Raw genomic sequence first — 21,179 nt, 5'->3', positions numbered from 1 at the left:
CGTGCAGGTAGTTCTGTGCAATTCGGAGTGCTCCGTGCGGTCCCGAGGAGGGTCAGCCCGAATCGTTAGCGTCGTTGAGTACCTGAAGTGCGAGGTCCCAAAGTGAGTTCACGCCGTCCGTCGTCCAACGGCTCGGACCCTGCACTGCAACGGGGGAATTTTCGTACCCTGCGAGCTCCCAGATCCGCGTGACGAGACCGGTCGCAGAATAAGTCTTCTCGTCGTATGCCCATAGCAGGCATTTGACCCGGTCGTTAACCCACGTCGCCTTTGCTCTCTGCGAGTCCTCGGCCAGCCAGCCGGCCACAGCCTGCTTCTCGACATCGCTTTTAGGACGGAAAACCAATGGAGTGCCGTCTTTAAGGCGCCGCGCACTGACGAGCGTGTGCACCGCGTTGGGTCGCCGTTGCTTACGTGGAGCCCGAACTGGAGGCCGGTAGTCGTCCGGAAGAACCGGTATGGTGCCACCGCGCCTTAGGTCCTCTAGAACCCGTTTAGCCAAGTGTTTGCAGCGAGTCTCATCAGTGAAGGTGTTCGCGAGAAAAGAGTTCTTGCCATACTCGGCGTCGACGTGATGGATCAGCCAGGACAACACCGACGATGTCATCTCAGGGATACGGTCCAGCGTTGGCTGCCAGTCCAGGTTCGGCTCGTCAAGCAGGTCTTTATCGAAAAGCTGGAAGACGAGATGCGTGACGAGCATGTCCCCGCGCCGCGCCATATCGGCAGCTCGTCCGTGTAGCCGTTTCTGCTCGACCTCCAACGCCGCTCCTACTTCACGGCGTACCTGCACCGAGCGCCAGATTCGATGAGCGCTAGGAACCTCGCCGAACAACCGCGGGTATGCACCACCGGTGCCACGATCCCAAAGAAGCTCTGTGTCCTGGCCGGCGCGCACAGCGAGTTCCGGACTGTGGTGGGCGCACGCCAGCGCGATCGCCGCATGCACCACGGAACATCCGGCCTCCGGCGCCGGATCAGGTTCGCCCCGCTTATAGACGTAAACCTTGCCCAACGACAGCTGGAAATCCTCCCGGATCTTTGCCTGATTCGGCTCCAGAGCGATAAAATCACGCCGTGAAACGTCATTCTGCGTGTTTGTTGTCTCGGTGATTCGTTTGGCATAGACATGCCGGTCCTCACCCAAAGAAAATGCTCGGACAGTGACGTCGGCATTCTCAACGCTGTCAGGATTCCGCAACATCGCCTCGTGGATCGAGGTGACAGTTTGTGCACCATTGACAACACTTACGCCATGCAGTCCGAGCCTTACCGGTTCGTCCGGCCTGCGCCGCCCTGGCCAATGAGGCACGATGTCGTCACACAGAACGGTGATTCCGTTGTTGAAATACCAGAAATTTTCTGGCTCTTCCATCAAAGTTTCTTTGATGCCGGAATTAATCCGGGTAATCCCCAAAGAATTTCGGACATTCTGCTCATAAAGTGTGTCGCCGTGCTCGGCATACCAATCAGCGATATCGCGGACCGCCACGGTGCCCTGCCAAGCCTCGAAAGGAGTGTCCCGCTTGATCCAGCGTGACATTGTGGCCTGTACGTTGACTGGGTCCGGTTGCAGGTCTTGACGCAATTGCCGGTGGAAATCGGCGCTGTTCAACACCTGGTACCTGAGCATTGGATCCTGATTGTGATTGAATTCTGCGCGCGCTCGGTCCAGTACCTCTGTGGCAGCCTCAGAGAGCACACCCTCCCCCATGACCGCGATGACTAGGGTGATCCGCAATCGCGGGTCACCCATCGCCGCGTCCAACTGCGCCACGTGGGGACTTAGCCGTTCGTTGAACTGGTCGAAGTCACGTCGGTCGATGATCCGGAGCCCGTCGATCAACTTCAGGGCCTCGCCCTTGTCTAGCTTCGCCTTTCCCTCATCGCTCCACTTGGCTTGGACTAGCCAGACGTCCCGCGAGTTATCCCCCACGGCGACACCGTCAATGCCCTGATCCTCCTCGCCGTCGATCACAGCTTGGCCGGCCGTCTCGTAGTCGCAGCCGGTCACCAAACGGACGGCGGCGGCCGCCAACGCCCGCGAGAGGAAGCGGTTATCCCGACCTTTCTGATCGTAACCTTTTAGATCGTCTTCGAAGATCAGGCCCGAGTAGTTCCGCAGCAGCGCGGGCCGGATGTGCTGGACATAGGTCGGCATGCTGGAGGACCCCCGCTGTTTTGTGCTCATCCCCACCTCACAACGCCCGTGAACATACTGAGCCGGGCGCGTACAGACGCGACAGACCAAGGCACATGCTAGTTCCATCGACGCATCGCGAAGAAGACGAGGAGCAGTCGACACCCGATGCCACAAGCCAGGCAGTGCCCCCAACCGAGCCTGGCCAAGGACTACTTGGACGTAGTCCCTCACCGCGGCATGGCTGGGCGTCGCTTCCCAAGTACGCCAGCGACTACCGCCCCACGAGCTGTAGGTCGCCACGACGGCCTACGGTCCGCGGCCTATCTGTGGACCAGCGTGTCTCACAGCGCAAGTATTTCCTGTTTGACCTGCTAAAACTCATGGGGTGCACGCGCCCTCCGGAGCCGTGTGCGCAGACCCCGGCCCGAGCGGGACACCGGCAACGCGGCGCCGTCGAGCTCACGCTAGGGTGCGCGGCATCAGCAAGCTGGAGGGCCTCATGAGCAAGGATCGACGCGTTGACGACCATGCAGCAATGGCCATGCTGACCTACTCCGCTGTGATCGAGATTCGACACATGGCCCGACGGCACCAGCCGCTTGCCAGTTGGCCCGACGATGACTACGTCGCATGCATCGCCTGGCTTGCTGACCTTGCTCACAACATTGCCATGGGTGCGAGACGAGAATCCCGGTGGAGGTTATCGCGCAAGCAGAAGCGCCCCATGGCCTGGACCTGGAATGTGGCAGGTCCGGCCGGCCAAGCATGGATCCTGGCGACGCTCGCCAGGAACGGACTGGCGTGGACCCCACCTCCGCTGTTCCCTGGCCGGGCAAGTGACATCCACGGCTGACCTGAACGACGCAGGACGGGGCCTACGTGTACACATATGCCCGGTAGTCACGATGAGGTCAACAGCACGACACGTCGTGCCAGGACCGTGCCAGGCCGTGCGGGGAACCACGGGGAATGGCGGGGACCAGGTCGACTGCCAGTCAGGCCCCGTCTCCGCTCCTCCGCAGGTCAGTTCTACAACCGCCCCTACATGACCCAAGCTTCCCAAACTGAGGGCTTTGGCACCGTGGTCACGGCCCGGCCGTCGTGGCTTGCTCTGGTCGGCGGCATGCCAGCGTGGCTGGAGTCGGTGGGGGTGCGGGGCGAGGCATACGCGTGCGTGGTCGGTCGGCGCGCCCGCCGTCGTGGCTGGCTGTCGTCGGCTGAGGTTCAGGCGGCCCGCGTCGGAAGTGCCCGCAGTCGGCCAATCGGAAGTGCCCGCAGTCGGCCAACCAGCCGGTCCGTGATGATCACCCCCGGGCCGTCCCTGGGCCGTACGAGGTCCCCCAAGGCCACTCGACGACGACCGACAATGACAGTCGAGGAGCAGCCGCCGCCAGTAAACCCGCAGGTCAGCGCCCCCCGCCCGAACGGGTTTCCCCCAGGGGTAGCCGTCCGACAAGATGGGGTTTTCTTACCGTGTCTGGCTTACACATCGTCGGGCAAGCGACGCAGGAGACCTCATGAGCACTGTTCACGTACGCATCGGGGACCATCGAACCAAGTACCACACTGACGCCAACTGCCCGTCATTGAACGGGAAGCCGGACACCTACATGGGTCAAGAGTCGATATCCGAGGACTGGGCCAAGGAGCAAGGGCTCACAGCCTGCCAGCACTGCAAGAGGTAGCCGTGCCAGCGCCACCGCGTTCAGGACGAGGGCACGAAGCCAGCGGATTGGTCGAGGTGGAACGGGGAGCCCGGAGCCGTCGGAGTCCAGCCCGCGCGGAGAGCAAGCTGAATGGCCTGGGCAACGCCGGACGGCAATACAGGCGTGGCCTCGCGTCCGAACCAGTTGCTCGGATGAGGCTCGTTCATGGTGACCACGAGCGTCATGCCCGGGGTATCCGCATGCTCGACCGCGAACGTGCACGGCGACCAGGCCAGCGCCTGGAAGTACGTCGGCCGGCCTCGCAGCCGCCAACGATAGGCCGTGCCGTCGACGACGATCCGGCGTGATCCCTTGCGGACCAGTGCCATGGCTCCCCCTTCAACAGCGACGATGCTAGCGAGCCCGGCCCTGCCCTCCGTCTCATTTTCCTTCTCATTCAGCGCCGTTCACGGGCGTTCAGAGGGGACCGGACCCGTAGCCGCTCCCGCGACCGAACGGCCATGAACGCAGGTGCAGGACCCCCTACAGCGGCCCCGCGAGGCACCACCACAGTTGGAAAGCGTGTGGGCATCCGAGTTGCGTTATGCCCATGGAGGACGGCGATGCGTGATCAGCTTGGGGTGTGGAGACCATCATCGCCAGCGGCATAGCCGTCCTGGGAACGCTGCTTGGATCGGGGATCACCCTGGCATTCCAGCAGCGCACCACCGACAGGAGCCACCAGTTCACCCGCCGCGAGAAGCTCCGGCAGGAACGACTCGATGCCTACTCTGCCTACGCCGGCGCGTTGGTCAACTACCGCCGCTGCCTGGTTCACCTCTGGTTCTGCGAGCACGAACAGCCACCGCCGGAGGACGCCGACGCGGTGCGGATCCGCGCCTACGACCTACGCTCCAACGCCCAAGAGGCCTTGTTCAGGGTGCAGATGCTCACCGACGACGAGACGCTGAGCCGGGCCGCGGAGGACCTGCTGGCAGACGTTACGGCACTGTCCAAGACAGATAGCAGAACCGAACTCGACGACGCCAGGGTACGGACCCGTGACGACATCAGCCGACTGGTCAGAACAGCCAAGCAACACCTCTGAGGCGCTTGCAGTCGCGCCGGTTCCTAGAGCCCCACGCCGACAGTGACCGCACCACAAGCGCACCAGATCGAGGGGGAACAGCCGGGAGTCACGCTAAGAGCAGCTGAGCCCGCAGAGGTCGCGAACCGGCCGTTCCAGGCGGTCAGCGCCTACAACAGGCCCTCCGTGCCCGCAGTTTCCCAAGCTGAGGTCTCGGCGAAATCGCCCCTGCTCGCACTCCCCAAGGTGTCCTACCGTTCCACGCATGACTCCGATCAGCTCCTAACCCACTGACCTCCGAAGACGCTCAGGCATTGCTTGCCATGCTCTCTGCCCGCGTCGAGGTGAAGCGAGGCATGAGCGAGCGGGAACTTGATCACGTCGAGGAGCGCTGGGGTTTCCGTTTCGCGCCGGAGCACCGCGTGCTGCTGGGCGCAGGGCTACCCACAGGGAGCCGCGGTTGGCCCGATTGGCGGGATGGCGAGCCGGAGGACCTGGCGGAGCGGTTGGCCTGGCCGGTGGACGGGGTGCTGTTCGACGTGGAGCACACCGTCTTCTGCGTTCCGGTGCGGTCTGGATCGGCCAGGCAAGTGAGAGCCCTACCAGCCCAAGGCAGCGCCCACACTCAGGTTGCTTCGGGACAAAGAGGTCGCTCCCCACGGAAGCCGAGGCCGGATCGGCAATCGGGTTGCCAGGAAGTCTCGTTGTTCTCACGATGAGCGCATGGACCGGTTGCAGCACAGCGCTTGGCGGTATGTGGCGGCGGTACTCCTACCCGAGGAGCTGCCGATGCTTGCTGCTCATGCACTCGTTGACGGGCGTGATTCCCCCGCCCTGCGCGAATTGGCCGGCCTGCCGCGCGGGAGCGACGAGACCGAGATTCGTGAACTGTACGTCCAAGCACTGCACGAACTCGCCATACCTCTTCCCGACGAGGAGACAGCCGGCCGCTGGCTCCTCGTGAACCTCGCGTTCGGCCTTGCGAAAGGCGAGCTGGGCCCCAAGGACGTAGCCGACCGGCTGTCGATGACGGTCGCCGCCCGCACACCGGAGGAGACACAGTTCCTCTCCGTCGCAGCGGACTACAGCGAATGGATGGGACCGGACGAACTCCCGGGATGGGAGAACGATCTCAGGACCTCGGCCCACTCGTTGACCGCCTCCACCGATCTCGGATCCCTTATCGGCGTGCCGGGTTCGCGGGGCGACTGACTAACCCGCCTGAACCGCCCCGTGCCAGAGCCGTGCCAGATACTGCGGGGAACCACGGGGAACAGCGGTCACCCACCCAGAGAGGCCCCGTCGGGTGATGACGCGGCTCGACAGCAGGTCAGCGGGACTGTTGAGCCCGTAGACCCAAGCTTCACAAGCTGAGAGCACGAGTTCGATTCTCGTCACCCGCTCCACGAAGAAGACCCAGGTCGATGACATCCTCCGCCTGGGGCGACCAGGAGCGGGACTTCGTGGCCCTCGCCGACTACAACGCCGACGGCGCGGCCGACATGACCTACCGCACTGCGGCGAGCAACCTCGTGCTGCGCAAGGGCGTCCTCGGCAGCGACGGAGAGGGCGCGGTCCTCACCAGCCCGGGCACGTCCGCCGCGGGCCTCGCCGGTGACAGTGCCTACGCCTCCGGCTCCTTCACGTACGCCGCCTACCCGTTGGTCTACGGCACACCCGACGTCACCGGCGGCTGGCACCCCCGACGTCTGGACGAGCAACGCGGCCGTGGCCCTGCTCCTCTACGAGAGCGGCGCCACCGCCGCCACGCCGCGGTAGAGCGGCTGGGCTGACGCCCCGGGAGCGAGAACGCTTCCCGGACACAAAAAAGTGCCGGGCCGGAAGACCCCCGCTCCCGGCCCGGCACTTCCCCCGTTCCCCCGTGCTGGCCCGCTCCCGTCGTGGACGGCGCAGCATGCGCTCCCCCGTAGACCGCACGCGGCGCCGTCTACTCTGTTTTACGGGCCTCGCTCAGCATGCCGAGAGTGGTGCCGACTTGTCAATCAGACTTTACGTAGCGGCGCCGCTATCCTCATCCGTAAACTTCGGTCCACAGTAGGGGCCCGTAGTGAAGTGCCGCCGAGGGCGGCAAGAGATGTCGGCCGCGTCAGCAGCGAGGGGTGATCAGGTGGACAGCCGAAATCCGGCAGGCGGGCGCACCATCGCCCAGAAGCTCGACCACCTGATCGGCACCGTCCATCCTCCGGACCGGGGTCCGCTCAGCTACATGGAGATCGCCGAGGGGATCCGCACCAAGGCCGGGCCGGACGGGCCGACGGTCTCGCACGCCACGATCCAGAAGATCCGCAAGGGCGAGATCACCGACCCCAAGGTCAGCACGCTCACCGTGATCGCGGGCTTCTTCGGCGTCCCGGTGACCTACTTCCTCGACGACGAGGTGGCCGACCGGGTCGACGCCAAACTCGCCCGGATCAAGGAACGCGTCGAACTGACCCGGGCCCAGCGGGAACTGGTGAAGGCCCTGGAGGACAGCGACGTACGGGACGTCGCGCTGCGCATGAACGGCCTGTCGGCCGGCAGCATCCAGGCCATCCGTGGCGTGATCGACCAGGCACGCAGGCTGGAGGGACTGCCGGAGCCGCCGCCCGGCCGGGCGCGGGACGCCAAGTCCTGACCTCCGGCCCGTCCGTGACCTGAATGCATCGGTGCACGGCACAACCGGCTGGGCGCGACTTGAGCACAGGCGTGCCATCTTCTAGGCTCCGCGCGGAAATCTGTTCGTTCCGTTCCGCGGACAACGCTTCGGCGGAACGCCATGAACACCGGGAGCTCACGGCCAGCCCGGGTCCGCCCGGCCAGCGAGGACCGCATGTACATCACGCGCCGCCGCGCCCGCTGCGAGGCCGTCGCCGACGCGGTCGCCATCCCCCGCCCCTTCGACCTCGACGCCCTCTGCGAGGGCATCGCCGCCCGGCGAGGCCGGCCGTTGCGCCTCGTTCCGCTGGAGGGCGCCCCGAACAGCAGCATGCCCTGCGGGGTCCTGGTGGCCACCGAGACCTCGGACCTGATCTTCTACGAGCCGGCGACCAGTGCCCTGCACAAGCTCCAGATCGTGCTGCACGAACTCGCCCACCTGCTCCTGGACCACGGCTCGCCGGACGCCGAACGGCCCGCCTACGCCACCCGGCTGCTGTCGGACAGCGTGGACGCGCCGGACGACGAGGACGACCTCGGCATCGACCTCGACCAGGTGCTGCACATCCTCGGGCGCACCAGCTACAGCGACAACGAGGAGAAGGACGCCGAACTTCTGGCCACGATTCTCAGCCACCGCATCCTCGATCACGAGGCCACCACCAACCCCGTGCTCGACCGGCTGGGCGACGCCCTCGGCCACCCCATCCGCACTTCCCGAGACACTTCCCGAGGCCGCAGATCGTGAGGGCGCGCGCATGAGCACCGTTGTTCTGATCCTGCTGTGGGCGGTCGCGCTGTGGCGCGCTCCGTCGGCCGTACGGTCGTCGAAGCAGCGCACCCTGTGGTTCGCCTTCGCCGCGCTGACGCTCGCCATGACGCTGCGCCGCCCGCCCATCATGCACGCCATCGACGACGACACCGGCATCGTCAACCTGTCGACCCTGCTCAAGCAGTACCTGGGCATCATCGCCGCGGCGGCCGTCCTGGAGTTCGTCTTCGTCATCGCCCGGCCCCAGCAGCGTGCCGGGGTACGGCTGCGGATGGCCGCTGCCGGGGCCACCATGGCCGTGCTGACGGTGCTTTTCGCGTTCATACCGCGCCGGGCGGAGGCCGAGGACTTCTTCGAGAGCAGCGCCGGATCCGTCCCCGCCACGGCCTATCTGCTGGTCTGGCTCGCCTATCTGGGCACCGCCATGGCCATGGCCACCTGGCTGTTCTGGGGCTCCAGCCGCCACGCGGGCGCGGGCTGGCTGCGCACCGGCCTGCGGCTGCTCGGCGCGGGCACGGCCGTCGGCGTCGGTTATTCGCTCTCCCGCGCCGTCTACCTCGTACTGCGCCTGACCGAGGTGGCCGGGCCCGGCAGCGACGAGAACGCGAGCACGGTCACCGACGTGATGAAGCAGGCCGCCATCGGCCTGATCCTCGTCGGCAGCTCCGTACCGGCCGTCGGAGTGGCCTGGCAGGCGGCCTGGCAGTGGCGGTATCTGCGCGCGCTGCGCCCGCTGTGGCAGGACCTGACCGGGGCCGTCCCCGAGGTGGTGCTGGGCGAGGAGCTGCGCCGCCGCGAGCTGCGAATGCGGCTGCACCGCCGCGTCGTGGAGATCCGCGACGCCATCCTCGCCCTCCAGCCGCATGTCTCGGCCGCCCAGCGGGACGCCGCGGAGGCCGCCGCCCGGCCGGAGATCGCGGAAGCCTGCTGGATCGAGATCGCGCGCCACGCCAAGCTCGCGGGCCGCGCCCCCGACGAGGCCGTCGAGCGCCGGGACGCCGGCTCCGCCGGCCATGACGCCGCCGTCGACCTCGACCTCAGGGCCGAGGCCCGGTGGCTGCGGCGGATCGAGGCGGCCCGGGCCTCCGACACCGTACGGGACTTCGTCCGCACCCACAGCACCCACAGCACCCACAGCACCCACAGCACCCACGACAGCGCCCATGACGGCGCCCACTCCGCCCAGCAGAAGGCCTCCCAGTGACCACCACCGAAACCGTTCCCACGACTCCCCCGGAGTCCCGCGCCGCCCGGCTCGTCACCGACTACTTCGAGCCGAAGAACTGGATCCTCGTCGTCACGCTGCTCGTCGGCTGGCACGCGGACAAGCTGGCCGGGGTCGGATGGGGGCTGTTCGGCGCACTGTTCGCGGCCGTCATCCCGGTGCTCTTCATCAAGCTCGGCATCAAGCGCGGCACCTGGGCCGACCGTCACCTCGGGGTGCGTCAGCAGCGGCTGGTGGTACTGGTCTTCATCATCTGCTCGGTCACCACCGGCACCCTGCTGATGGGCCTCCTGGGCGCCCCGTCGGCCATGGTCGCGCTCATCGCGGCGATGGTCGCCACCCTGGTCGTCATCATGGCCATCACCTTCGCGTGGAAGATCTCCGTCCACGCCGCCGTCTCCTCCGGCAGCGTCGCCATCCTCGCCCTCACCTACGGGCCCTGGCTGCTGGCCGCCTACCCCCTGGTCGCCCTGATCGGCTGGTCCCGCATCGCCCTGCGCGATCACACTCCGGCCCAGGTGGTGGCAGGGGCGGCACTGGGCGCGGTGGTGGCGGCGGGCACGTTCGCAGGGCTGCGCTGAGGGGTCGCGCCATCCCTGCTGCTCGCCCCCCATGACGGGTTCTCCCAGGACGGTTTCACCGGGATGTTCCAGCCCTTCAGCATGGACAGGATCTCCGCACGGGTCGTGGGCGAGGTGCGTCATGACATGGCGCCGCCGGCCGGGAACTCATCCCGGGCGGCGGCATCCCCACAGGAGACCGGGGGGATACTCACCGTTGGCCTCCATTGCTTCGGGAAAGGTGCAGCTCCGTGAACGCTCTCGGGCACGCCTTGTCCATCGCCGGGTCGATGACCTGGGAGGTCACCTGGGCGCTGATCCTCGGTTTCGCCCTCTCCGCAGTGGTGCAGGCACTGGTGCGCCGCGCCACGGTCGTACGGCTGCTCGGCGACGACCGGCCGCGTACCCTCGCCGTGTCCGCCGGGCTCGGCGCGGCCTCGTCCTCCTGTTCCTACGCGGCCGTCGCCCTCGCCCGTTCCCTCTTCCGTAAGGGCGCGGACTTCACCGCGGCGATGGCCTTCGAGATCGCCTCCACCAACCTGGTGATCGAACTGGGCGTGATCCTGGCCCTGTTGATGGGCTGGCAGTTCACGGCCGCGGAGTTCGTCGGCGGCCCGATCATGATCGTCGTACTCGCCATCCTGTTCCGGATCTTCCTGCGCGAGCGGCTGCTGCGCCAGGCCCGGGAGCAGGCCGAGCGCGGGGTGGCCGGATCCATGGAGGGCCATGCGGCGATGGACATGTCCGTGCAAGGAGAGGTCGGCTTCGTGCGCCGGCTGTTCTCGCGGGACGGTTTCACGTCGGTCTCGCACATCTTCGTCATGGAGTGGGCGGCGATCCTGCGCGACCTGGTGACCGGGCTGCTGATCGCGGGGGCGATCGCCGCGTGGGTGCCGGACGAGTTCTGGCAGACGTTCTTCCTGGCGGACCATCCGCTCGCCGCCAAGCTGATCGGGCCGCTCGTCGGACCGCTGGTGGCGATCGCGACGTTCGTCTGCTCCATCGGCAACGTGCCCCTGGCCGTGGTGCTGTGGAAGGGCGGGATCAGCTTCGGCGGGGTGATCGCCTTCATCTACGCCGACCTGCTGATCCTCCCGATCCTGAACATCTACCGGAAGTACTACGGCGCCCGAATGGCCGCCTTCCTGCTGGTCACGTTCTTCGCGGCGATGGCGGTCGCCGGGTACGTCGTCGAGTTCGTCTTCGGCGGGCTGGGACTGGTCCCCGACCAGGCAGACGCGAAGATCCCCGAGGAAGGGATCACCTGGAACTACACGACCTGGCTCAACATCGCCTTCCTGCTGTTGGCCGCATCCCTGCTCATACGGTTCTGGCGCACCGGCGGCCCGGCAATGATGCGGATGATGGGCGGCTCGCCCGATCACGCTGACCACGACACCCCTGCGCACGGCGGTCACCAGCACTGAACATCCGGTGCTGTCCGCCGCATCAGTGCGGCGCTCAGTCATCCCTTGTCCTTGAGCGCTCCGAGGTCGCCTCCCGCCGCAGGGCCTCCACATCGGGAGGGGACCGGATGACCTTAGACCATGCCCGGCCAGGCCGAGTCCGAGTCCGAGTCCGAAGGTGGCGCCGGTGGACTCGATGGTCCTTGGAACCCTGCTCGCCCAGTGCCCGGCAGTCGTCGGTTCGCTGACCGACACTGCAAAGCACGGCAGTGTCAGCACCGGGCCCTGCTGCGGCTGTCCGGAGACGCAGTGGTCACTGTTTGCGGGGGCGACCTCGACGCGCCCGACGAACCCTCGAACACTAATCTGCTTAGCAGATTCTGAGTCCTCCCCCCACGCCCGTGCGTACTAGGTCCCAGCCGCCCAGCGCTTGCGCGGCTCAGTGGGACGCACATGGAAGGGTGGACATGGGAACTCTGGCTCTGAGCTGGTCCATAGCGGCGGTCGCCGCCCTGGTCGCCGCCGTCAGCGCGGTCCGGGTCGTGACCACGAGCGGCGACGGCCGGTTCGCGGCGGGCGGTGATCTGCTGATGGGGGTGTGCATGGCCACCATGGCCCTGCCCGCGACGGCAGCTTGGTACGGGGGGTACGGCCTGTGGTGGGCGGCGGTGTTCGCCCTCCTCGGGCTCGGTGCCCTGGCGTTGGCCGTCAAGCACGCGCGCGAACGCGGCTGGAAGGAAGGCCGCCACTGGGTGCATCTCATCGTCGGCAGCGTCGGCATGGTGATCATGACGTTGGCCATGACGACGACGTCGTCCGGGCCCGTCCTCGCGCTGGGCCACGGCCACGGCTCCGCAATGGCGGGCATGCCGGGGATGGATGCCGCGACCTCGCGGCACTCCGGCGGGACGGAAGGCATGGAGGGCATGGAGGGCATGGCCGGCATGGAAGGCATGGAAGGCATGGAAGGCATGGCCGGCATGGGGTCCATGCCGGGGATGGACATGGCTGACATGCCCGCGCACGCCTCTGCCGCCGGGGCGAACGCGTCGTCGTCGCCTTCTGTCTGGCGTCTGGTGATAGCCGCGCTCGCCGTCTACTTCCTGCTGTCGATCGCCGCGTCGGTCTGGGCACGCATCCGCGGCACCGCACGGAACGGTCTCACGGTCGGCCGCGAAAACGGCCGGCGCCGCGGTTGGGGCCGCTGGCTGCTCTCCATGCCGGACACCGTCGTGGTGTTTCTGGCGTCGCTGACGGTCTCCGTCTGGGACAAGGCCCGCACGGCGGAGCGGGGCCGCCACGGCGGTCGTCGCCGCAGGGCCGGCGCTACACCCGAGGCGGCCCTCGCCGCTCACATCGGGATGGGCGGAACCATGTCCGCCATGCTGCTGATGATGGTCGCGTAGCCGTCGGCACGTCCGGCTGCGCCGGGTGGCGCCCACCTTGCGGTGGTCCGGCCGCCGGCCGGCCGGGCAAGGGACACCACGGCAGCCAGTCCAGCGATTGTGGGCGCCCTCACCCTCATGGATACCCCAGGGGGGTATATAGTGTGGGTGCGTTCGGGGAGGAGCGGGGACGAGCTCCTCCCGGAGCGTCGTCCACGCATCGACCTCCGAGGATGGAAAGCCATGACCGATCAGAAGAACTCCGGCTCCTGCTGCTCCACCGGCGGTTCGTGCCACACCGGCGCCGCCTCCGATTCCCGGGCCGGCGGCGTCACCGCCGTTTACAAGGTGTCCGGCATGACCTGCGGGCACTGCGAGGGCGCGGTCTCGCAGGAGATATCCGAGCTGAGCGGCGTCACCGCGGTCACGGCCGTCGCCGGGACCGGTGAGGTGACGGTCACCTCCGCCGCCCCGCTCGACGAGGAGGCCGTCCGCGCCGCCGTCGACGAGGCAGGTTACGAGCTCGTCGGCCCGGCATGAGCCCGTCCGGGGTCAGCCGGCCCCGGACCACGCGTTTTCCTCCCGCCGGGGCGTGCCGCTCCGCTGATACGGACGCCGTACGTCCCGGCCTTCCCCAGGAGAATCTCCATGACCAGCACGGCTCCCGAAAAGACACGTCCCGGTGAGACGCCGCCCCCGTCGGCGCCCGTCTCCGAGATCGAGCTCTCCATCGGCGGCATGACCTGCGCGTCGTGCGCGGCACGCATCGAGAAGAAGCTCAACCGCATGGACGGTGTGACGGCGACCGTCAACTTCGCCACGGAGAAGGCGAAGGTCTCGTACGCGGACGGAATCGATGTCGCCGACGTCATCGCCACCGTCGAGAAGACCGGATACACGGCCGAGCAGCCGCCTCCCCCCGCCGCCCTGGCCGACGACGAGGGCGAGGTCCGGGCGACGCCGCCCGCCGCGGACGGAGAGTTGCTCTCCCTGAGGCAGCGTCTGTTCGTGTCGGTCGCGCTCTCGGTGCCCGTCGTCCTCATGGCGATGGTGCCGGCCCTGCAGTTCGACAACTGGCAATGGCTGTCGCTGACTCTCGCCGCTCCGGTCGTCGTCTGGGGCGCGTTCCCCTTCCACCGGGCCGCCTGGGTGAACGCCCGCCATGGCGCCGCGACCATGGACACGCTCGTGTCCATCGGCACTCTCGCCGCCCTGGGCTGGTCGTTGTGGGCGCTGTTCTTCGGGCACGCCGGCATGCCGGGCATGCGGCACGGCTTCGAGTTCACCATCTCCCGCTCGGACGGCTCCTCCTCCATCTACCTGGAGGCCGCGGCCGGCGTGACCGCGTTCATCCTCGCCGGGCGCTATCTGGAGGCGAAGTCGAAGCGCAAGGCCGGTGCCGCGCTCAGGGCGCTGCTGGAGCTGGGCGCGAAGGACGTCTCGGTGCTCCGTGCCGGGAGGGAAGTGCGCATCCCCGTCGCGCGGTTGGCGATCGGCGACCACTTCGTCGTGCGCCCGGGCGAGAAGATCGCGGCCGACGGGACCGTCGTCGAGGGCGCTTCGGCCGTGGACGCCTCCATGCTGACCGGCGAGTCCGTGCCCGTCGACGTGGGCGTGGGCGACGCCGTGACCGGCGCGACGGTGAACGCCGGCGGGCGGCTCGTCGTCGAGGCGACCCGCGTCGGAGCCGACACCCAGCTCGCCCGCATGGCGCGGCTCGTCGAGGACGCCCAGAACGGCAAGGCCGAGGTGCAGCGCCTCGCCGACCGGATCTCCGGCGTTTTCGTGCCCGTGGTCCTGCTGATCGCCGCCGCCACTCTCGGGGGGTGGCTGGCCGTCACGGGTGACGCGGCCGCCGCGTTCACGGCCGCTGTGGCCGTGCTGATCATCGCCTGCCCGTGTGCGCTCGGGCTGGCGACGCCCACCGCCCTCATGGTCGGCACCGGCCGCGGCGCACAGCTCGGCATCCTCATCAAGGGCCCCGAGGTGCTGGAGTCCACCCGCCGCGTCGACACCGTCGTCCTCGACAAGACCGGCACGGTCACCACGGGCCGGATGCAGCTCCAGGACGTGTTCACGGCACCGGGCGTGGACAAGGCCGAACTCCTGCGGCTGGCGGGCGCGCTGGAGCACGCCTCCGAGCACCCGATCGCCCGGGCCGTCGCAGCCGGCGCCATCGAGCGGGCCGGCAGCCTGCCGGTACCGGAGAACTTCGAGAACGTCGCCGGCCTTGGCGTCCAGGGCGTCGTCGACGGGCACGCCGTACTCGTCGGCCGCGAGAAGCTCCTCAGGGAGTGGGCCGTCGAGCTGCCCTGTGAACTGGTCGAGGCCAAGGCCGCTGCGGAGGCCGAGGGGCGTACCGCCGTAGTCGTCGCCTGGGACGGGGAGGCGCGCGGCGTCCTCACTGTCGCCGACGCGGTGAAGGAGACCAGCGCCGAGGCCGTGGCCGAGCTGCGCCGACTCGGCCTGAGGCCTGTTCTCCTGACCGGCGACAACCAACTCGTGGCCGAGTCGGTCGCCCGTGTTGTCGGGATCGACGACGTGATCGCCGAAGTCCTGCCTCAGGACAAGGTCGACGTGGTCAAGCGGCTTCAGGCGGAGGGCCGTACGGTCGCCATGGTCGGCGACGGCGTCAACGACGCGGCCGCCCTCGCCACCGCCGACCTGGGCCTGGCCATGGGCACCGGCACGGACGCGGCGATCGAGGCCGGAGACCTGACCCTCGTACGGGGTGACCTGCGAGTGGCGGCGGACGCGATCCGTCTGTCCCGCAAGACGCTGGCCACCATCAAGGGCAACCTCTTCTGGGCCTTCGGCTACAACGTCGCGGCCCTGCCACTCGCCGCCGCCGGCATGCTCAACCCGATGATCGCCGGTGCGGCGATGGCCTTCTCGTCGGTCTTCGTCGTCACGAACAGCCTGCGCCTGCGGTCCTTCAAGTAGACCCTGCGAACCGATACCCGCTGCCCGGCCGTTGTCCTTCGCGAACAACGGCCGGGCAGCGAAGGGGTGTACGGGCGGCGAACAACCGCTACGCCGGATCAGGGCCCGCAGGCCACCAGGAGCGGAAGCAGCGGCGCCACGACCGTGGCCGCGGCCACGCCCAGCCAGGTCGCGCGGTGCGGCCGGGGCTGTGGCGTGAGCACACGCCGGAGCCTGATCAGGGCACCCGCCCCGCCGGCCCCCAGGGCCACCGGCGGCACCCGACCCGCTGCCACCTCGCACATCGCGGTCGCCAGCGCGTCCCGCGGATGGAACCGCAGGGCGTGGTCATCCGCGATCATCTCCACCAGCAGCGCCGTCTGCTCCTTGGCGTGACGCGCCAGCGGCAGACCGGGGAAGGCCCGGGAGAACGCGTCAGTCAGCAGGTGGAGCAGGTGGTGCCTGCCGTCGATGTGCGCGCGCTCGTGCTCCAGGACGGCCCGCAGCTGTTCCTCGGACAGGGCGTCCAGCGCGCCTCGCGTGATGACGACTCGGCAGCGGCGGCCGGGCAGGCAGTAGACGGCGGGGGTCACATGGTCGACGACGGTGGCGCCGTACTCGGGCGCCGGGTCGCCCACGAGGGCGAGCAGGTCGAGGTGGCGCTGTCGTGCCCGGCGCGCCTGCCAGGCACCGGTGACGAGCCGGCCCAGCGGCAGCAGCAGGATCGTGGCGGGCCCGGCGAGCGCCAGGGCCTGGGGAAGGGACGGCGCCGGTCCCGACAGCGGGGCGCCGAAAGCGAGACCGCAGGCGCCGAGGAGCCCGACGAGCCCGCCGTGCGCGTGGTGATCGGCGACGAGCAGGTGGTACGCCGCGAGCGTGGCGGTGAAGACGAACGTGACCATGAGGCCCTGCCATGCGAGGACCGCGAGGACCGGAGCGCGGTGCCCCCACGCCGCTCGGGACAGCAGGGACGGCACGAGGGCGCCCACCACGACGGCGTATCCGGCAAGGATCACGGCTGTGCTCATGCCGTGCTCCGCCTCTTGACCGCTCGGAGCGCCGAGCGGAGGGCGTCCGCCTCGTCGGGCGTCATCTGTTCCACGAAGCTGACCAGAGTCCCGGCCGGGTCCGGGTTGCCGCCGAGGGCCTGCTGCATCAGCGCGGCGGTGTACTGCTGCCGGGTGCAGGTGGGCTCGTACACCCAGGCTCTGGCCTCCTTGTGCCGCTTGAGCATGCCCTTGTGGTGCAGGATGTCGGCCACGGTCTTGACGGTGCTGTAGGCCAGCGGCCGCTGCTTGTTGATGTCCGTCAGCAGGTCGCGCGCGGTCGCCGGACGTCCCCAGGCCCACAGACGGTGCATGATCTCCGCCTCCAGCTCACCCAGCTGACGCACGGCCACTCCTCTCTTTGCCGAAGGGTGGCAGCCCTCCAGCCAGTGAACGCTCATCGTAGACGGGCGGCCGTTCCAGCCGACCGGAGATACCCGTACGGGGTATACTGGCCACCCGCGATCGCAGGGAAAACGGACGCTCCCGATGACGGTACGAGAATCGCCTTGGCCCCGGACCGGCGGTGCCGCGCTCTGGGCTCGCGGCCTGCTCGTCACGCTGTGCGCCGTGGTCGCCGTACTGCTCCACCACGGACTCTTCGACTCGCCGGTCACGACGATGTCGGCGGCCGCACCGCACACCATGTCCGGACCTGTCGCGGCTGCTGCCGCCCACCCCCACACAGGCTCACCGGCAGCCGGTGTCGCGGCACCTGATGCCGACGGCGCCGCCTGCCCTTCCATGGCCATGCAGCTCTGCACGGCCGCCGGCGTCAACGCCGTACAGCTCACCGCACCGCGTGAGTCCGCCGCCCCGCCCCTCCCGCCCCTGATCGCGGCGCTCTCGGTGGTGGGCATCGCGCGCTCCGTGAATCGTGCGCCGCCCGATCTGTCTCTCCTCTCCCAACTGCGCATATAGGCCGCGTCCCACGGCTTCCCGCGTCCCCGTGACGTCGGCGAACCGTGTCCGGACCGCCCCGAACGCCTATCGCGCATCAAGAAGAGGACCCTTCGTGAAAAGCATCGACCGTCGCTCCGTCCTGCTCGCCGGACTGGGCGCGGCAGGTTCCGGCCTGCTCGCCGCCTGCAGCGACGACGTCTCCGGCAAACCCTCCCTCCTCAGCCCGTCCGGTTCCCGGGTCGCCCGCACGGAGAAGGAGCGGACCAGCACGGGCACGGTGCGCCGTCTCCAGCTGACCGCCGCTCCCGCCATGCTCGATCTGGGCGGCGGCACCATGGCGAAGTCCTGGGCCTTCAGCGGCCAGGCTCCTGGCAAGGAGATCCGTGTCTCCGCGGGCGACACCCTCGCCGCCGTGCTGTCCAACCACCTTCCCGGCGGTACGACGACTTCCGTCCACTGGCACGGCATCGCGCTGCGCGGCGACATGGACGGCGTACCGCCGGTCACCCAGACCGCGGTGCGAGCCGGGTCCGACTTCACGTACCGCTTCATCGCCGACACACCCGGCACGTACTTCCTCCACCCGCACGTCGGAGTCCAGCTCGACCGCGGCCTGTACGCCCCGCTGATCGTCGAGGATCCCAAGGAACCGCTGTCGTACGACGAGGAATGGGTCGTCGTACTCGACGACTGGCTCGACGGCGTGACCGGCACCCCCGACGAAGCCTTCGCCGAGCTCAGGCACGGCATGGGCGGTATGGACATGAGCGGTTCCGGCGACGCATCGCCCCCCTCCGGTTCGGCCGGCTCGTCCGGTCACGACATGGGGGACATGGACGGGATGGACATGGGTGGCCCCGGCATGGACGGGACGGCGGCCTCGCCGTCCTCGTCCTCCGGGCATGGCATGTCGATGCGGTTCATGCTCATGGGTGCCACCAGCCGGTTGCTCGGCGGCGACGCGGGGGACGTGAAGTACCCGTACCACCTCGTCAACGGGCGAGTGCCGGCCGACCCGGCCGTCTACTCCGGCAAGCCGGGCAGGCGCGTCCGCCTGCGGATCATCAACGCGGGCGGCGACACCGCCTACCGGGTGGCGCTCGGCGGCCACAAGCTGACCATCACCCACACCGACGGCTTCCCCGTGGGGCACCAGCAGACCGACGCGCTGCTCATCGGCATGGGCGAGCGATACGACGTCCTGGTCACCCTCGGGGACGGGGTCTTCCCGCTCGTCGCGCTCGCCGAGGGCAAGAACGCCGCCGGCATGGCCCTGGTGCGCACCGGATCGGGAAGCACCCCGAAGCCGACCGTACGACCGGCCGAACTGGACGGCCGGATCGTGACCGCCTCGCAGCTGCGCGCCGCCGACGAGGTGCGCCTGGACACGAAGAGGGCCGACCGCGTCCACCGCATCGAACTGACCGGCAGCATGGACAAGTACGACTGGGCCGTCAACGGCAAGCGGTACGACATGGCCGACCCGACGGCGGACCCGCTGCTCGTCGAGGAGGGCCAGCGCGTCCGGTTCGACTTCGTCAACACCACCGACATGTGGCACCCGATGCACCTGCACGGCCACACCTACCAGCTCGGCAGCACCGGCCCGCGCAAGGACACTGCCATCGTGCTGCCCCGGAAGAAGGTGTCCGTCGTCTTCGACGCGGACAACCCCGGCCAGTGGATGCTGCACTGCCACAACGCCTACCACGGCGAGGCCGGGATGATGGCGCTCGTGGCCTACGGAGCCTGAGCCTCCGGCACCCGGTCCGGGGCGGGACTCAGGGGTCCCGCCCCGGGCCGTGGTGACCGAGCGCTGCCGGGGCGGCGCGGCCGAGAGGCTCGTCGGGTGCGCTCGTGAGGACCGCGGTGAAGAGCGCCGGGGCATCGAGTCCGGCTCCGCCGGCGGTTTCAGCGCTCCTGCGGAATACCACCTGCGGAATACCCCAGGGGGGTATATTGTTCATGACCGTGGAGCTCGGGACCCGAGCCACACCGGAGGCGAAGGAGGAAGAGGTCATGGACCACACCGCCCATCACACCGGCACCGCACACAACCACGCCGCCCACGAGGGCCGGCAGGGTCACGCACAGCACGGCGGGCAGGCGGGGGCCTCGTGGGGAACGGCCGCGAAGGCGACGGTGCACTGCCTCACCGGCTGCGCCATCGGTGAGATAGTCGGCATGGTCATCGGCACCGCCCTGCTGTGGGGCAACCTGGCCACCATGGTCCTGGCGATCGCGCTGGCATTCGTCTTCGGCTACTCGTTCACGCTGTTCGCGGTGCGCCGGGCCGGCTTGGACCTCAGGACCGCGATCAAGGTCGCGCTCGCCGCCGACACCGTCTCCATCGCCGTGATGGAGCTGGTCGACAACGCCATCATCGCCATCACCCCCGGCGCGATGGACGCCCACCTCTCCGACGGGCTGTTCTGGTCTGCTCTGCTCGGCGGCTTCGCGGTCGCCTTCCTGATCACCACCCCGGTCAACAAGTGGATGATCGGCCGCGGCAAGGGCCACGCGGTCGTCCACACCTACCACTGACCATCGGCCGGACCGGCACAAACGCGCCTGGGGCACCCCGAGACCATGGGGCGCCTCAGGCGATCAGCGGTGTTCGGGGTTGTCCGCCCCCGGCCGGCAGCCGGCGTCCCATTCCGTGCGCTGGTTGCCGTGGGCCGGTACGCCGCCGGCCCGTTTGAGCATGGCCGCCAGGTGCATCAGGTTCCAGGTCATGAAGTTGGTGTTGCGGTTGGTGAAGTCGTTCTCGGGGCCGCCCGAATCGGGGTCCAGGTACGAGGGGCCGGGACCCGCGGCGCCGATCCAGCCGGCGTCCGCCTGTGGCGGGATGGTGTAGCCGAGGTGCTGCAGGCTGTAGAGGACGTTCATGGCGCAGTGCTTGACGCCGTCCTCGTTGCCGGTGATCAGACACCCTCCGACCCGTCCGTAGTAGGCGTACTGCCCCAGGGGGTTGAGCAGGCTCGAACAGCTGTACAGGCGCTCGATGACCTGCTTGGTGACCGAGCTGTTGTCGCCCAGCCAGATGGGCCCGGCCAGGACCAGGATGTCCGCGGCCATCACCTGCTCGTACAGCGCGGGCCAGGCGTCCGTGGCGAAGCCGTGTTCGGTCATGTCCGGGTAGACGCCCGGCGCGATGTCCTGGTCGACCGCGCGGACGAGTTCCGTGGTCACCCCACGCCCGTCCATGATCGCCCGGCTCTTGTCGATGAGTCCCTGGGTATGACTGAGCTGCGGGGACGGCTTGAGCGTGCAGTTGATGAAGAGCGCGCGCAGGTCGTCGAAGCGATAAGCGTCGTCGGCGGACGGGGCGGGCGGTGCTGCCATGGCGGACTCCGGAGGTTCCCGAGGAGAGCGGAACGGGTCGAGGGGCGGGGGAGGCAACGCTCCGTACCGCCCCGGCGGCAGCGT

General features: G+C 68.5%; 20 protein-coding genes. 15 read left to right on the top strand and 5 right to left on the bottom strand.

Annotated elements, in window-relative coordinates; all coding sequences use genetic code 11:
- Positions 1 to 52 precede the first annotated feature (52 nt).
- A complete protein-coding gene (locus ACIBVL_RS35290) occupies positions 53 to 2,161 on the bottom strand; it encodes an AIPR family protein (protein WP_399103881.1) in 2,109 nt (702 codons plus the stop codon).
- Positions 2,162 to 2,642: 481 nt separating this feature from the next.
- Between ACIBVL_RS35290 and ACIBVL_RS35285 the strand changes: the two genes are divergently transcribed.
- Positions 2,643 to 2,996, top strand: coding sequence for a hypothetical protein (locus ACIBVL_RS35285; protein ID WP_399103879.1), 354 nt, complete (start codon positions 2,643 to 2,645; stop codon positions 2,994 to 2,996).
- An 852-nt stretch (positions 2,997 to 3,848) separates the two neighbouring features.
- Here the strand turns inward: ACIBVL_RS35285 and ACIBVL_RS35280 are convergent.
- Positions 3,849 to 4,178 carry a hypothetical protein gene (locus ACIBVL_RS35280; RefSeq protein WP_399103877.1) on the bottom strand — a complete coding sequence of 110 codons (330 nt, stop codon included), beginning with the start codon at positions 4,176 to 4,178 and terminating at the stop codon, positions 3,849 to 3,851.
- 254 nt (positions 4,179 to 4,432) lie between these two features.
- On the opposite strand from ACIBVL_RS35280, the gene ACIBVL_RS35275 reads away from it, so the two are divergent.
- The 11 genes from ACIBVL_RS35275 to ACIBVL_RS35225 all read left to right on the top strand — a co-directional run bounded on the left by ACIBVL_RS35275 (position 4,433) and on the right by ACIBVL_RS35225 (position 15,822).
- Complete coding sequence (locus ACIBVL_RS35275) at positions 4,433 to 4,897, top strand: hypothetical protein (RefSeq protein WP_399103875.1); 465 nt, start codon at positions 4,433 to 4,435, stop codon at positions 4,895 to 4,897.
- A gap of 702 nt (positions 4,898 to 5,599) precedes the next feature.
- A complete protein-coding gene (locus ACIBVL_RS35270; RefSeq protein WP_399103873.1) occupies positions 5,600 to 6,088 on the top strand; it encodes a hypothetical protein in 489 nt (162 codons plus the stop codon).
- Positions 6,089 to 6,300: 212 nt separating this feature from the next.
- Positions 6,301 to 6,669 (top strand): hypothetical protein, encoded by a 369-nt coding sequence (locus tag ACIBVL_RS35265; RefSeq protein ID WP_399103871.1) that lies wholly within the window; start codon positions 6,301 to 6,303, stop codon positions 6,667 to 6,669.
- 335 nt (positions 6,670 to 7,004) lie between these two features.
- Positions 7,005 to 7,511 carry an XRE family transcriptional regulator gene (locus ACIBVL_RS35260; RefSeq protein ID WP_399103869.1) on the top strand — a complete coding sequence of 169 codons (507 nt, stop codon included), beginning with the start codon at positions 7,005 to 7,007 and terminating at the stop codon, positions 7,509 to 7,511.
- 195 nt (positions 7,512 to 7,706) lie between these two features.
- A complete protein-coding gene (locus ACIBVL_RS35255) occupies positions 7,707 to 8,279 on the top strand; it encodes a hypothetical protein (RefSeq protein WP_399103867.1) in 573 nt (190 codons plus the stop codon).
- 10 nt (positions 8,280 to 8,289) lie between these two features.
- Positions 8,290 to 9,507: an MAB_1171c family putative transporter gene (locus tag ACIBVL_RS35250; RefSeq protein ID WP_399103865.1), complete on the top strand. Its 1,218-nt coding sequence runs from the start codon at positions 8,290 to 8,292 to the stop codon at positions 9,505 to 9,507.
- Positions 9,504 to 10,109: a hypothetical protein gene (locus ACIBVL_RS35245; RefSeq protein ID WP_399103863.1), complete on the top strand. Its 606-nt coding sequence runs from the start codon at positions 9,504 to 9,506 to the stop codon at positions 10,107 to 10,109. The genes ACIBVL_RS35250 and ACIBVL_RS35245 overlap by 4 nt, the downstream gene beginning before the upstream one ends.
- Positions 10,110 to 10,339: 230 nt before the next feature.
- On the top strand, positions 10,340 to 11,515 hold the full coding sequence (locus ACIBVL_RS35240) for a permease (protein WP_399103861.1): 1,176 nt from the start codon (positions 10,340 to 10,342) through the stop codon (positions 11,513 to 11,515).
- Positions 11,516 to 11,961: 446 nt separating this feature from the next.
- Complete coding sequence (locus ACIBVL_RS35235) at positions 11,962 to 12,900, top strand: DUF5134 domain-containing protein (protein ID WP_399103859.1); 939 nt, start codon at positions 11,962 to 11,964, stop codon at positions 12,898 to 12,900.
- Positions 12,901 to 13,122: 222 nt separating this feature from the next.
- The gene (locus ACIBVL_RS35230) at positions 13,123 to 13,419 is read left to right on the top strand and encodes a heavy-metal-associated domain-containing protein (protein ID WP_399103857.1); all 297 of its coding nucleotides are present in this window, start codon (positions 13,123 to 13,125) and stop codon (positions 13,417 to 13,419) included.
- Positions 13,420 to 13,527: 108 nt separating this feature from the next.
- On the top strand, positions 13,528 to 15,822 hold the full coding sequence (locus tag ACIBVL_RS35225) for a heavy metal translocating P-type ATPase (RefSeq protein WP_399103855.1): 2,295 nt from the start codon (positions 13,528 to 13,530) through the stop codon (positions 15,820 to 15,822).
- 98 nt (positions 15,823 to 15,920) lie between these two features.
- On the opposite strand, the gene ACIBVL_RS35220 is transcribed toward ACIBVL_RS35225, so the two are convergent.
- A complete protein-coding gene (locus ACIBVL_RS35220; protein WP_399103853.1) occupies positions 15,921 to 16,829 on the bottom strand; it encodes a M56 family metallopeptidase in 909 nt (302 codons plus the stop codon).
- Positions 16,826 to 17,194 (bottom strand): BlaI/MecI/CopY family transcriptional regulator, encoded by a 369-nt coding sequence (locus tag ACIBVL_RS35215; protein WP_399103851.1) that lies wholly within the window; start codon positions 17,192 to 17,194, stop codon positions 16,826 to 16,828. Before ACIBVL_RS35215 ends, ACIBVL_RS35220 begins: the two co-directional genes overlap by 4 nt.
- 142 nt (positions 17,195 to 17,336) lie before the next feature.
- On the opposite strand from ACIBVL_RS35215, the gene ACIBVL_RS35210 reads away from it, so the two are divergent.
- From ACIBVL_RS35210 to ACIBVL_RS35200, 3 genes are all read left to right on the top strand, one after another.
- On the top strand, positions 17,337 to 17,768 hold the full coding sequence (locus ACIBVL_RS35210) for a DUF6153 family protein (RefSeq protein WP_399103849.1): 432 nt from the start codon (positions 17,337 to 17,339) through the stop codon (positions 17,766 to 17,768).
- 94 nt (positions 17,769 to 17,862) lie between these two features.
- A complete protein-coding gene (locus tag ACIBVL_RS35205; protein ID WP_399103847.1) occupies positions 17,863 to 19,503 on the top strand; it encodes a multicopper oxidase family protein in 1,641 nt (546 codons plus the stop codon).
- Between the two features lie 266 nt (positions 19,504 to 19,769).
- Entirely contained in the window at positions 19,770 to 20,294 is a 525-nt protein-coding gene (locus ACIBVL_RS35200; protein ID WP_399104063.1) for a DUF4396 domain-containing protein, read from the top strand.
- 63 nt (positions 20,295 to 20,357) lie between these two features.
- Here ACIBVL_RS35200 and ACIBVL_RS35195 read toward each other — a convergent pair whose 3' ends face one another.
- The gene (locus tag ACIBVL_RS35195) at positions 20,358 to 21,095 is read right to left on the bottom strand and encodes a flavodoxin family protein (protein WP_399103845.1); all 738 of its coding nucleotides are present in this window, start codon (positions 21,093 to 21,095) and stop codon (positions 20,358 to 20,360) included.
- Between the last annotated feature and the right edge of the window lie 84 nt (positions 21,096 to 21,179).

The sequence above is a fragment of the Streptomyces sp. NPDC049687 genome (assembly GCF_044465285.1).
GTDB lineage: Bacteria > Actinomycetota > Actinomycetes > Streptomycetales > Streptomycetaceae > Streptomyces.
Note: the sequence above shows the minus strand (reverse complement) of the source record. Positions and strands in the feature narration are given on the sequence as shown.

Bases quoted from the DNA above. Each gene is read 5' to 3' on its own strand.
- ACIBVL_RS35290 (WP_399103881.1), bottom strand. From the start codon at position 2,161: ATGCCGACCTATGTCCAGCACATCCGGCCCGCGCTGCTGCGGAACTAC.
- ACIBVL_RS35285 (WP_399103879.1), top strand. From the start codon at position 2,643: ATGAGCAAGGATCGACGCGTTGACGACCATGCAGCAATGGCCATGCTG.
- ACIBVL_RS35280 (WP_399103877.1), bottom strand. From the start codon at position 4,178: ATGGCACTGGTCCGCAAGGGATCACGCCGGATCGTCGTCGACGGCACG.
- ACIBVL_RS35270 (WP_399103873.1), top strand. From the start codon at position 5,600: ATGGACCGGTTGCAGCACAGCGCTTGGCGGTATGTGGCGGCGGTACTC.
- ACIBVL_RS35265 (WP_399103871.1), top strand. From the start codon at position 6,301: ATGACATCCTCCGCCTGGGGCGACCAGGAGCGGGACTTCGTGGCCCTC.
- ACIBVL_RS35255 (WP_399103867.1), top strand. From the start codon at position 7,707: ATGTACATCACGCGCCGCCGCGCCCGCTGCGAGGCCGTCGCCGACGCG.
- ACIBVL_RS35250 (WP_399103865.1), top strand. From the start codon at position 8,290: ATGAGCACCGTTGTTCTGATCCTGCTGTGGGCGGTCGCGCTGTGGCGC.
- ACIBVL_RS35235 (WP_399103859.1), top strand. From the start codon at position 11,962: ATGGGAACTCTGGCTCTGAGCTGGTCCATAGCGGCGGTCGCCGCCCTG.
- ACIBVL_RS35230 (WP_399103857.1), top strand. From the start codon at position 13,123: ATGACCGATCAGAAGAACTCCGGCTCCTGCTGCTCCACCGGCGGTTCG.
- ACIBVL_RS35225 (WP_399103855.1), top strand. From the start codon at position 13,528: ATGACCAGCACGGCTCCCGAAAAGACACGTCCCGGTGAGACGCCGCCC.
- ACIBVL_RS35220 (WP_399103853.1), bottom strand. From the start codon at position 16,829: ATGAGCACAGCCGTGATCCTTGCCGGATACGCCGTCGTGGTGGGCGCC.
- ACIBVL_RS35210 (WP_399103849.1), top strand. From the start codon at position 17,337: ATGACGGTACGAGAATCGCCTTGGCCCCGGACCGGCGGTGCCGCGCTC.
- ACIBVL_RS35200 (WP_399104063.1), top strand. From the start codon at position 19,770: ATGGACCACACCGCCCATCACACCGGCACCGCACACAACCACGCCGCC.
- ACIBVL_RS35195 (WP_399103845.1), bottom strand. From the start codon at position 21,095: ATGGCAGCACCGCCCGCCCCGTCCGCCGACGACGCTTATCGCTTCGAC.